The following is an 11,960-nucleotide window of genomic DNA, read 5'->3' as shown; positions in this document are numbered from 1 at the left end:
GATGCATTGAGGAACGCGGACGCGCAGCGGCCACGTGACGAGCGAAGAGCGCGCAACAAGGCCCGAGCCGAAGCGAACAATCCAACACAGGAGTAGATATGCCCAGCAAGACAGTGGTCGTGGTCGGCCACGGAATGGTCGGTCACCGGTTCGTCCAGGAATTGCGCGAACGTGATGTCACCGACCAATGGCGGATCGTTGTGGTCTGCGAGGAAGCCGCGCCCGCGTACGACCGGGTGGGCCTGTCGTCCTACGTCAACAGCTGGGATCCCGCTGCGTTGGCGCTGGACGGGAACACCTATCCGGGTGATCCTCTGGTCAATCTGCTGACCGGTCGGCGCGTCGCGCGTGTCAACCGGGTCGCGCGAACCGCGGTGCTCGACGACGACTCCAGCATCGTCTTCGATGCGCTCGTGCTGGCCACCGGCTCGTACCCGTTCGTGCCGCCGGTCGCCGGTTCGGACTCGGAAAACTGTTTCGTGTACCGCACCCTCGACGACCTCGACCAGATCCGGGCGCGGGCGGAATCTGCGCCGGACGGAGCGAAAGCCGTGGTGGTGGGCGGTGGTCTGCTCGGTCTCGAGGCGGCGAACGCCCTCAAACTGCTGGGGCTGGCACCGCACGTCGTCGAGTTCGCGCCCCGGCTGATGCCGTTGCAGGTCGACGAGGGCGGTGGGGCGCTGCTGGCGAATCTCGTGGAGGGGCTCGGGGTTGCCGTGCACACCGGCGTCGGGACCAGCGCGATCGAGCAGCACGACGACGGAATGATGACCGTCACGCTGTCTGACGAGAGCACCATCGATGACGCTGCGCTGCTGGTCTTCTCGGCCGGGGTCCGGCCGCGTGATCAGTTGGCCCGCGACGCCGACCTTGCGGTCGGAGAGCGTGGCGGCGTACTCGTCGACGACGGCTGCCGGACCGACGACCCGGACATCTACGCCATCGGTGAGGTCGCGGCGGTGAACGGTCGTTGCTACGGGCTGGTGGCTCCCGGCTACCACACCGCCGAGGTGGTCGCGGACCGTCTGCTCGGAGGGCATTCGGAGTTCCCGGGCGCCGATCTGTCGACAAAACTCAAATTGCTGGGCGTGGACGTGGCCAGCTTCGGTGACGCGATGGGTGCCACCGAAGGTGCCCTTGAGGTCGTCTTCAACGACCCCGTGGCGGGGACGTACGCGAAGGTCGTCGTCTCCGACGATGCAAAGACCTTGCTCGGCGGGGTACTGGTCGGGGACGCCACGCAGTACGCGTTGCTCAAGCCGATGGTCGGCGGTCCCGTTCCCGGTGATCCGGCAGCGCTGATCGCGCCGGCCGCCGGAGAAGGTGTGGGTATCTCGGCGTTGCCCGACGGTGCCGAGATCTGCTCCTGCAACGGCGTCAGCAAGGGTGATATCTGCGGGGCGATAGCCCATGGCGCCCAGGATGTCTCGGCCGTCAAGACTTGCACCAAGGCAGGTACCACCTGCGGTGGGTGCATACCGTCGATCACGAGACTGCTCGCCGATTCCGGTGTAGAGATCTCGAAGTCGTTGTGTGAACACTTCTCCCAGTCACGTAGCGAGCTGTTCGAGATCGTGCAGGCCACGGGTATCCGTACGTTCACCGACCTGGTCGCGCGCCACGGTACCGGCGCGGGTTGCGAGATCTGCAAACCCACAGTGGCCTCGATCCTCGCGTCGACGTCCAGCGATCACATCCTGGCGGGGGAGCAGGCCGCGCTGCAGGACACCAACGACCACTTCCTGGCGAACATCCAGAAGAACGGCACCTATTCGGTGGTGCCGCGCATGCCGGGTGGTGAGGTGACGCCGGACCAGTTGATCGTCATCGGCCAGGTCGCCAAGGACTTCGGCCTGTACACCAAGGTGACCGGCGGTCAGCGGATCGATCTCTTCGGTGCGCGGGTGGAAGAGCTCCCGCAGATCTGGCGCCGGCTGGTCGAGGCCGGGATGGAGTCGGGGCAGGCGTACGGCAAGAGTCTGCGCACCGTCAAGAGCTGTGTCGGCAGCACCTGGTGTCGCTACGGGGTCCAGGACTCGGTGGGGATGGCAGTTGACCTCGAAAGGCGTTATCGCGGTTTGCGTTCACCCCACAAGATCAAGTTCGGGGTGTCCGGGTGCGCCCGCGAGTGCGCGGAGGCGCGGGGCAAGGACGTCGGTGTGATCGCGACCGAACACGGCTGGAATCTGTACGTCGGCGGAAACGGTGGTCAGAGTCCGGCCCACGCCCAGCTGCTCGCTTCGGGTATCGACGATCAGACGCTCATCGCCTACATCGACCGGTACCTGATGTTCTACATCCGGACCGCTGATCGGCTGCAGCGCACGGCCCCCTGGATCGCCGGCCTCGAAGGTGGCCTGGATCACCTCAAAGCCGTTGTGTGTGATGACAGTCTCGGCATTGCCGCCGAGCTCGAGTCGGCGATGGCAGAGCACGTCGCCGGCTACAAGGACGAATGGGCGGGGGTGCTGGACGACGAGGAAAAACTTTCCCGTTTCGTCTCGTTCGTCAATGCTCCCGCCGAGCCCGACCCAACCATCGAGTTCTCGGAGGGTGCCGGCCGCAAGGTGCCGGTACTGTTGGGAACACCGCAGCCCGGCGCAGCCCGCCGGCGAACGGAGGAATCTGACGATGAGTCTCGTCGATGACACACGCGCGACGGACGTCGCGACCAGTTGGACAGACGCGTGCCGACTTGGCCAGTTGGTGCCGGGACGTGGTGTCGCGGTGCTGCTGCCTGACGGCGAGCAGGTAGCCCTGTTCCTCGTACCGGACGCGCACGCGGCGGGTGAGTCCGCGCCGACACTGTATGCCGTCGGCAACATCGATCCGTTCGGGCGGGCGGCCGTGATGTCCCGCGGCCTGGTCGGGGACCGGTCCGGCGAGCCCACTGTGGCGTCCCCGCTGCTCAAGCAGGTCTTCTCCCTGGTGGACGGGCGCTGCCTGAGCGACGAGAATGTATCTTTGCCCGTCTACGACGTGCGTGTACAAGCAAACCTGATCCAGGTCAGGCCCAGATAGCGTGAAGCATGGAGGTGCTGTGAAAGCGGGTGATCCCACAACCGAATGCGAAACCGGTCCGTTGACCGGGTTCACGATCGGGATCACGGCTGCGCGCCGTGCCGACGAGTTCGCCGCGTTGCTGGAGCGACGCGGTGCGCAGGTCGAGCATGCGCCTGCCATTCAGATCATTCCCCTGGCCGATGACGCAGAGTTGCGCTCGGTCACCGAGTTGATCGTTGCCGATCCACCCGAAATCGTGGTCGCCACAACCGGTATCGGCTTCCGGGGCTGGATGGAGGCCGCCGAGGACTGGGGGATCGCCGAGAGTCTGATCGCGTCGCTGGAGCGCTCGCGGGTCCTTGCGCGCGGACCGAAGGCCAAGGGGGCGATCCGGGCCGGAGGGCTTCGCGAGGAATGGTCACCGCCCAACGAGTCGTCGAGCGAGGTCCTCGAACACCTCCTCGACGAGGGTGTCGAGGGAACTCGTATCGGCGTCCAGTTGCACGGTGCGACCACCGAGTGGGAACCGTTGCCGGACTTTTGTGAGGTACTGCGTGAGGCGGGCGCCGAGGTGCTGCCGATCCCGGTGTACCGGTGGCTGCCACCTCGCGACACCACGGCCATCGATCAGATGATCTCTCAGATCATCAACTTCGACCTCGATGCGGTGTCGTTCACGAGTGCCCCGGCTGTCGCATCGATGCTGGGCCGCGCGCAGGACACCGGCCGGCTCGAACCTCTGCTCGAGGCGTTGCGGACCGACGTGCACGCGATGTGTGTCGGGTCCATCACGGCCGGGCCTCTGGCCGCTTTACGCGTCCCGACCTCGCGTCCGGCCCGCTACCGGCTGGGCGCACTTGCCCGGCACATCACCGAAGAACTGCCGCGGCGGGTTCCCACGTTCCGGGTGGCAGGGCATGACATGAGCATCCGGAGCCGTTCTGTGATGGTCGACTCTGCGCTTCGGCCCTTGTCTCCGGCGGGGCTCACCCTGCTCAAGGCACTGGCCCGCAGGCCGGGCCGGGTGGTGTCGCGGCAGGCACTGCTGACCGAACTCCCGGGCGGTGGCGACGACACCCATGCCGTCGAGACGGCGATGGCCAGATTGCGTGCCGGTCTCGGTGACTCGCGGATGATCCAGACCGTCGTCAAACGCGGCTACCGGTTGTCCGTCGACGTCGAATACGAGGAGGGGGAGAACACGTGAGTATCAGAGAGTCGCTGAGTATCCAAGGTGTCGGCGCGACCCCGATCCTGGTCGCTCACGGCACGCGTTCGGAGCACGGGGTCGCGATGATCGCGGATCTGGCCGAGAAGGTATCGGCGCAGATCGGTTCCACGCGTGTGGCATTCGTCGACGTCCTGGGGCCGTCGCCGTCAGAAATCCTCCGCGAGGTCGATGGGTCGGCGATCGTTGTTCCGGCGTTTCTCGCCGAGGGATATCACGTCCGCAAAGACCTGCCCGACCACATCGCCGCCAGCGGTCACGCGGCGACGTCGGTCTCGCGAGCCCTGGGTCCCGATCCGGAACTCGCCAGGGTGCTCGCGCAGCGGCTCACCGAATGTGGCTGGCGGCGTGGTGACTCGGTGGTCCTAGCCGCGGCCGGGTCGTCGGACCTGTTCGCGCTCGGTCAGGTTCGCCGGGCCGCGACGCTCCTGGGAGCGATGATCGGTGAGCGGGTCCCGGTGGGATACGTCGCCACCGCGAGTCCGCGGATCGCGGACGTGGTCGCCGACACGCGCTCACGCACCGGTCGTCGGGTGTTCATCGCCTCATATCTGTTGGCACACGGACTGTTTCACGACCGGCTGCACGCTGCAGGAGCAGACGGTGTCGCCCAGCCCCTCGGTGCCGATCCCCGAGTGGTCGACCTCGTCGTCCGCCGGATGCGTTCGGTCCGCCCCGTCCTGGCAAACTCCTGACCTCCCGAAAATGGTGGGTTCTGGTGAGGCCCACCTGGGCTTTTGCTCGCCAGAATCCACCATCTTCGGGAGCGACGGGCATATGTGCGATGGATGGGAGATAGTCACGTCGTCAAGGCGCGGGATCTTCTGCGCTAAATCCAATTAGCGCAGATTGAAGGCGGGTGGCCTGCATGGATCCGCTGTGACACCTGGAAGTTCCGCGCCAGCCTGCTCTGAGTTGGAAGGGTCTGCTCTCACAGCGGGTTTGTCTTCTGCGGTCGGTGAAACGCTGCGAGTTGTGCTCCGGCAGCGACCAGTCCGACCCCGGCAGCGACTCCGGCGGCTTGACCCGAGGTGAGTTTGTGGTCGAGTCCGAAGGCGCGGTCGATGCTGAACCGTCCGGGTCCGATGTCGGCGAGGGCGATGGCTGCCACGGATAGGTTGGCGACGTATTCCCAGCCTTCTGAGGTGATGAAGAAGCCGTTCGGTTGGTGTACCGATCGCGCGGCGACTGCCATGGTGCCGACCACAGCGGCTGCGGCGAGCGGTGTGCCGGCGCCGGCGACGATGGCGGTTCCGGCGCCGACTTCGACGATTGCGGAGGCTTGTGCCTGGAGTTTGGGTTGTTTGAAGCCGATGGATCCGAACCAACCGGCGGTGCCGTCGAGGCTGCGGCCGTGTTTGACCCCGTGCGCGATCATCGTGCCGCCGATGGCGGCGCGGAGCAGTAGTTGCACGGCGGTGTGGTCGGAGGCCGGTTTCGTGAACAGGCGCGTCATCGTTTCTCTTCAACCCTTTCCTAGGCAGTTCGCGGCCTCGGCAGGCCATCTATCGGCTTTGGGGTCAATCTGCAGTCGTTCCATCTTCCGGTCGGCTGGACAATTGGTAGACGCCAGATCGCCTAGTAGCTTCGGGCATTGCTTCGGGCGCAAAAACTGTTGTTCCTTGAAGCCTATGCGCAACACGCACACCGATGACGTCAACGGCCCATCTGCGCCCAAGGCAGTTAGCGGCTACGGAGTTCGAGTGACTAGAGCGAGGATAATGCGACGGCTCACACGGCGGGTGCAGAAGCTGAAGTACTCAGCTAAGCCAATGCGACAGTGGTGAGAATGTCGGGGGAGTAGGACTCCGCCTCGACACTCCACGGTCCGGAGTGGACTGCTGTGAGTGCAGCCCCGAGTTCAGGCCGTTGTCCGAGGAGACCCAAGATGCGCGGTCGACGTGTCGCGCGGTCGCTCATCCCGAAGCCGGCGATCAGATCGGTGAGGGCGCTGGCGAAACGCAGGCGGGCCATTCGTGCACTTCGCTCGATTGTGTACCCGGACAACGTCTCGGGCGTCCATATGGCGTTGTCCAGCAATGCTTCTGACAATACTCGCGCATCGCGAAGAGCGATGCTGAGCCCTTGCGCGGTGACTGGGTTGCTCCATCCCGCGGCATCACCGATGAGTGCTCCTCCCGGTACGACGGGTGTATCGGTCCACGCATCGTTCATCGGAAAGGTAGCGCACGGCCCGATGGGTTCGGACACCGCCAGCTCATCATGATTGGGGAAGATGGGAGTTCGATACGACTCGAGGAACTCGGTGATCGTCGCCGGTCCTTTCAACGGTTCCGGGTCGTTCACGTTTCGCCCGACGTACAGCCGCAATTTGCTGTCGGCGCGGGGGATGACGATGAATTGATTGCGGCCGTCGACGGCGATTGTGGTGACCGCGCGGTCCCAAGTTCCGCCGTCATCGACGAGCATCCCGGTCAATTTGACGCGCGCCTCGTTGGTGAACATCGAAATACCTAGTGCCGCGCGGGTTGTCGAGAACTTGCCGTCCGCGCCGACGACCAGGCGACAGTCGACTGTACGCTCACTGCCATCGAGTTCGAAGGTGACTTGTGGGGCGTCGCCGGCGACCACCGTCGATCGGCGCACACCTCGAACCACGGTCGCTCCAGCTTTGACCGCGCTATTGGCCAGCGCTTCGCGGAGTTCGGGGTGTCCCACTCCGATGACACCGGGCGCGCCGGGGACGGAGGCCGAGAGGTCCTTGGACCGGCGTCGCGCCTGTTCGACTGTGAGCGTCTCGTCGTAGGGAGTCATCCGGGTGATGACAGAGGCTCCTTCTGCCTCGAGCACCGCTTCGGCCACGCCGAGTTCGACTGCTTCGAGAAAACCCCAGGGCACCATGGCCTCTCCGCGCACCATGTCGCGATACATGGGCTCACGTTCGAGAACGGTCACCGCCAGACCGGCCGTCGCCATTCGAGCGGCCAGAGCGCAACCACCGATGCCGCCGCCGATGACAACTATGTCCGCCTTCATCTGATCCCCTTTTGTCATTTACATACAGTCAATCGCTCTCATTTACTATGACATAATCAGAGGAGCCGAGCGAGAGGCAGAGTCGAGATGGTGCGAAACCGCGGAGGGACCCAACCGTCGCCGATGTCGGAGAATCAATTGCTGGACGCGGCATTGCAGGTGGTGGAAGGGTCTTCACTGCAGGAGATGACCGTGCGCGCTGTTGCCGAGGCATGCGGGGTGACTGCCCCGGCGATCCACTATCACCTGCGGGGTAAGGCTGATCTCGCCGATCGGGTGGTCGAAGCCGTGGCCGGACAGATCGACATCGAGATCGATCCGGACGAGTCGTGGGTCGACCAGTACATCGGGCTGGTGGCGGCCATGGACCGTGCTTTCCTTCGCTATCCGGGTACCGGACTGCGAGCGCTGACCGCGCAGGGTCCATCAGCCGCGGCCGCGCGACTCACGACGACCGCGCTCGACATCCTGCGCGGGGCCGGGTTCGCGGAAAAGGACGCGAGGGAGATCTTCACGGCCACGTACCTGATGTTCGTCGGCTGGCTCGCAACCCGGGGCCGGGCGCAGAGTGGATCGATTCATCCAGCGCTCGCCGCAGCAGGTGGCGATACTCCCGGCAACGACGGTATCGATGCGCTGGAGTCTTCGCTGCGGCAGCTGTTTGCCGTACATGAAATGTCAACCGAAGAGAAAAGAGGAAGCAATGATCAATGACAATACCGGCTGGATGACGGAGTACTACGCGGCATGGGATTCGGCGGACGTCGACGCGATCACCGACTGGTTCGCGGACAATGTTGTCTTGGAAGATGTTCCATCCGGGCATGCGGCGCGAGGCCTGGCGCAGGCGCGCGCGTTCGTGGAGGGATCCATCACGAAGGTGCCCGGGGCCACCTATGAAGTGGTGACCGGCCTGGTGAGCGGAGACCGTTTCGCTGTCGAGTGGATCATGCATCCGGTGGGACTCCGTGGATCGTCGGTCGGCACGCTGCGTGACGGGAAAGTGGCCAGCAACCGGGACTACTGGAACGCGGCGCCTGCCAAGGACTGACGGTCCCGTCGGCTGGCCCGAAAATGTGAACGACATCAATTCGGAGAAATATGGTGACGTACGTCGCAGCATGATCTAACATCAGTGTCACCTTTGAAAGATCTCCGGTGAGGATTGGCGTCACAATGCAGCATCTGGTGTTTTTGCTACTCGGGCTAGGCAACGGCGCAGTTTTCGGCGCTTTGGCACTGGCTGTCGTCTTGACGTATCGCAGCTCGGGCGTCGTGAACTTCGCGACGGGAGCCATCGCGCTGTACACTGCGTACACGTACGCATACCTACGTGAGGGCGAGCTACTCATCCTCATCCCGGGTCTGCCGGACTCGATAGACCTCGGCGGGCCGATGGGAATGTGGCCTGCAATGGCGCTCTCACTGGTCATCGCCGCGCTTCTCGGCTTGATCCTGTATTTGCTGGTCTTCCGGCCGCTGCGCACATCGCCTCTGGTGGCACGCGCGGTCGCGGCGTTGGGAATCTCGCTCCTGATCGCAGGGTTGGTTGCACAGAAACTCGGCACTGACCCGATATCGGTCGACCCGATCTTCCCGACCGATATCTGGCAGGCTGGTGACCTGCAGTTGTCGGCCGACCGCTTCTACTTCGCGCTCACGATCGTTGTCTTGGCAATTCTGCTGGCACTGGTCTTCCGCTACACGAAGTTCGGCCTCGCCACTCGCGCGTCTGCCGAAACCGAGCGCGGTGCCTACGTCAGCGGTATCTCACCCGACCGGATCGCGGCCTACAACTGGATGCTCAGTTCCGCGGTTGCCGGACTCGCGGGCATCCTGATCGCGCCCATCGTCCCGTTGGTGCCGGTTGCCTACACCCTGTTCATCGTCCCGGCCTTGGCAGCAGCCATCCTGGCCCGCTTCGATCTCGTCGTGGTCGCCGTATTCGCCGGTCTGGCAGTCGGAATGCTTCAGTCCGAGGCGCAGTATCTGGCAACGACGTTCGACTGGCTGCCGGCCGCCGGACTGCCCGAACTGGTTCCGCTGATCTTGATCCTGCTGGTGCTGTTGATCCGTGCCAAGCCGCTGCCTGCCCGTGGTGCGATCATCTTGCAGACCCTTGGACGTGCGCCGAGACCGAATCATGTGGCACCTACCGCCGTTGTGATGACGATCGTTGGTGTCCTGGCTCTGGTGCTGCTCGATGACCGCATGCGTACCGGTCTGATCGTCAGCTTCATCATGGCCATCGTCGCGCTGTCGTCGGTCGTCGTCACCGGTTACGCGGGACAGGTCTCCCTGGCCCAGTTGACCATCGCCGGTGTCGCGGGCTTCCTGCTCGGTCCGATCGCCAACACATTTCATTTGCCCTTCCCGATCGCTCCGATCGTGGCGGCGCTGTGTGCGGCCGCACTCGGTGTTCTGATCGGGTTGCCCGCCTTGCGGATTCGAGGGCTCACCGTTGCGGTGGTGACGCTGGCAATGGCATTCGCGGTCGAGGCCATCTGGTTCCGGAACGTCGACATCGTGGGCGCCGAGGGTGTCAAGGCACCGAAGCCCAGCCTGTTCGGTTGGGATCTGGGTATCGGTCAGGGACTGGACTATCCGCGAGTCACCTTCGGTATTCTGGTCCTCCTGGTCCTCGTCGCCGTCGCCGTCTTCGTCGCCCTGTTGCGTCGTAGCCGCCTCGGCACCGAAATGCTCGCTGTGCGGGCCAACGAAAGATCCGCTGCCGCGGCTGGTGTCAGCGTCGTCCGGGTGAAGATCCTGGCGTTCGCGATCGGTGCATTCATCGCCGGCATCGGTGGTTCCCTGCTCGCCTATCAGCAGCAGACGGTGACCTTCGATTCCTATGCTGCATTGGGTGGTGTGGCTCTGTTCGCCACTGTCTATCTGGCGGGCATCACCTCGGTGGCCGGTGGCATCTTGGCAGGCGTCACAGCGGCCAACGGGTTGTTGTTCATTTTCGTCGACGAGATGTGGTCGGTGAGTGGGTGGTACGTCGTCATCTCCAGCGTGCTGCTGATCTTCACCGTCATCCTCAATCCCGAGGGCATCGTCGGACCGGCCCATACGTTGCTGGCGAGTCGTCGCGCTGCGTCGCTCAAAGCGAAGGCCAAGGCGGCGCCGGCGTCGGACACCGCTCCCGACGTTCCTGCCAAGGACCTGTCGGCCGAGCCCCGGGTGTTCGACCGCGCAGCGCTGCCTGAGCTCGCCCTCACCGATGTTTCGGTGAAATACGGTGGTGCGGTAGCACTGTCGGACGTATCGCTGCAGATTCCCAAGGGTGCACTGGTCGGGCTCATCGGCCCGAACGGCGCCGGCAAGACGACGCTGATGGACGCGATCACCGGATTCGCCGACTACACCGGCGAGGTGACGCTGGCCGGTGCCTCGATGGGCGGGCTCGCACCGCACAATCGGATCCGGGCAGGTCTGGGTCGTACCTTCCAGGCGATCGAACTGTACGACGACCTCAGTGTGACCGAGAACGTCAAAGTCGGTCGGACCGCCGCAGTGCACCGTCCCGATGTCAAGGCCGAGCACAATGACATCGGTCATCTGACCGAGGTGTTCGAACTGCTCGGTATCGGCGACATCAGTGAGCGCCCGGCCGGCGAATTGTCTCAGGGACAGCGCCAGCTGGTTTCGATCGCTCGCGCTCTTGCCGGTTCACCGAACCTGCTTTTGCTCGACGAACCGGCCGGTGGTCTGGACAGCACCGAAAGCCGTTGGTTGGGCGAGCGACTGAGAAGGATCTGCGACAGCGGGATCACCATTCTCATGGTCGATCACGACATGGATCTGGTTCTGAACATCTGCGACGAGGTCCACGTCCTCAACTTCGGTGAGCTCATCGCCTCCGGAACCCCTGCGGAGATCCGGGCCAACCGGACCGTCGCGACCGCATACCTAGGAAGAGAGGCTCAGGTTCATGGCTGACTTGAAACTGGCTGACGAAGCGAACCATTCGAACGATCCCGGGCCCACCGCGGTTCCGATCCTGGAGTGCCGGGAGGTGTCGGCCGGTTACGGCTCGGTGCGGGTGGTCCGCGATGTCAGCTTCTCGCTCCAGGCCGGTTCTGTGCTCGCGATCCTGGGCCCGAACGGTGCCGGCAAGTCGACACTGATGAACACTCTGGCGGGATTGCTACCGCGCAAGGGTGGTGACGTTGTCGTCGAGGGCAAAGAATTGCGAAGTGGCCGACCCGGCGAGGCCAATCGTCGCGGGCTGGTGCTGGTCCCGGATGACCGGGCGCTCTTCACGTCGATGACGGTTCGCGAGAACCTATCGATCGCGAAGCGGTCCGGAGGCCTCAGCGTTGATGCGGCGATGGAGATGTTCCCGGCCTTGGCGAAGCGAATCAAGGTCAATGCAGGGTCGCTGTCGGGTGGTGAGCAACAGATGCTGGCCGTGGCTCGCGCTCTGACCCAGAATCCCCGAGTTCTCCTCATCGACGAGATGAGCATGGGGCTGGCACCGGTCATTGTCGAGGAGTTGCTGCCGATCGTCCGCCGGATCGCCGATGAGACCAATGCTGTTGTGGTGCTGGTGGAACAGCACGTCCAGTTGGCTCTCGAGGTTGCCGATGAGGCGTTGGTCATCGTCCACGGTGGTGTCCGGCTCAGCGGCTCCGCACGCGATCTCGCAAAGAATCCCGAACTCCTGGAGCAGGCCTACCTCGGAGAGGCTGTCTGACCCTTTCGACACCAGAGCCGGCCACCATCCGCA

Annotated in this window: 10 protein-coding genes; 8 read left to right on the top strand and 2 right to left on the bottom strand. The window is 64.3% G+C overall.

Features of this window, described 5'->3' with window-relative positions:
- Window positions 1–98 precede the first annotated feature (98 nt).
- Genes nirB through BH683_RS03690 form a run of 4 tightly spaced genes read left to right on the top strand, consistent with a single transcriptional unit; the run spans window position 99 to window position 4,926 of the window.
- Window positions 99–2,648 carry a nitrite reductase large subunit NirB gene (gene nirB / locus BH683_RS03705; RefSeq protein WP_084834923.1) on the top strand — a complete coding sequence of 850 codons (2,550 nt, stop codon included), beginning with the start codon at window positions 99–101 and terminating at the stop codon, window positions 2,646–2,648.
- Complete coding sequence (nirD, locus tag BH683_RS03700) at window positions 2,632–3,021, top strand: nitrite reductase small subunit NirD (RefSeq protein WP_084834922.1); 390 nt, start codon at window positions 2,632–2,634, stop codon at window positions 3,019–3,021. The genes nirB and nirD overlap by 17 nt, the downstream gene beginning before the upstream one ends.
- Window positions 3,022–3,040: 19 nt before the next feature.
- On the top strand, window positions 3,041–4,210 hold the full coding sequence (locus BH683_RS03695) for a uroporphyrinogen-III synthase (RefSeq protein ID WP_246833173.1): 1,170 nt from the start codon (window positions 3,041–3,043) through the stop codon (window positions 4,208–4,210).
- Window positions 4,207–4,926 (top strand): sirohydrochlorin chelatase, encoded by a 720-nt coding sequence (locus BH683_RS03690; protein WP_094647223.1) that lies wholly within the window; start codon window positions 4,207–4,209, stop codon window positions 4,924–4,926. The genes BH683_RS03695 and BH683_RS03690 overlap by 4 nt, the downstream gene beginning before the upstream one ends.
- A 236-nt stretch (window positions 4,927–5,162) precedes the next feature.
- Here BH683_RS03690 and BH683_RS03685 read toward each other — a convergent pair whose 3' ends face one another.
- Both BH683_RS03685 and BH683_RS03680 read right to left on the bottom strand, forming a co-directional pair.
- Window positions 5,163–5,687 (bottom strand): DoxX family protein, encoded by a 525-nt coding sequence (locus BH683_RS03685; RefSeq protein WP_084834921.1) that lies wholly within the window; start codon window positions 5,685–5,687, stop codon window positions 5,163–5,165.
- 308 nt (window positions 5,688–5,995) lie between these two features.
- Window positions 5,996–7,246: an NAD(P)/FAD-dependent oxidoreductase gene (locus tag BH683_RS03680; protein WP_246833172.1), complete on the bottom strand. Its 1,251-nt coding sequence runs from the start codon at window positions 7,244–7,246 to the stop codon at window positions 5,996–5,998.
- 69 nt (window positions 7,247–7,315) lie between these two features.
- Between BH683_RS03680 and BH683_RS03675 the strand changes: the two genes are divergently transcribed.
- The 4 genes from BH683_RS03675 (at window position 7,316) to BH683_RS03660 (ending at window position 11,927) form a co-directional block, all read left to right on the top strand.
- On the top strand, window positions 7,316–7,942 hold the full coding sequence (locus tag BH683_RS03675) for a TetR/AcrR family transcriptional regulator (RefSeq protein ID WP_084834919.1): 627 nt from the start codon (window positions 7,316–7,318) through the stop codon (window positions 7,940–7,942).
- Window positions 7,932–8,279 (top strand): nuclear transport factor 2 family protein, encoded by a 348-nt coding sequence (locus BH683_RS03670; RefSeq protein ID WP_084834918.1) that lies wholly within the window; start codon window positions 7,932–7,934, stop codon window positions 8,277–8,279. Before BH683_RS03675 ends, BH683_RS03670 begins: the two co-directional genes overlap by 11 nt.
- A gap of 125 nt (window positions 8,280–8,404) precedes the next feature.
- Complete coding sequence (locus BH683_RS03665; RefSeq protein WP_084834917.1) at window positions 8,405–11,170, top strand: branched-chain amino acid ABC transporter permease/ATP-binding protein; 2,766 nt, start codon at window positions 8,405–8,407, stop codon at window positions 11,168–11,170.
- Entirely contained in the window at window positions 11,163–11,927 is a 765-nt protein-coding gene (locus BH683_RS03660) for an ABC transporter ATP-binding protein (RefSeq protein WP_084834916.1), read from the top strand. The genes BH683_RS03665 and BH683_RS03660 overlap by 8 nt, the downstream gene beginning before the upstream one ends.
- Window positions 11,928–11,960 lie beyond the last annotated feature (33 nt).

The sequence above is a fragment of the Williamsia sp. 1138 genome, assembly GCF_002095435.2.
Classification (GTDB): Bacteria; Actinomycetota; Actinomycetes; order Mycobacteriales; family Mycobacteriaceae; genus Williamsia.
The sequence above is the reverse complement of the archived record's forward strand: the minus strand, read 5'-3'. Positions and strand labels throughout refer to the sequence as shown.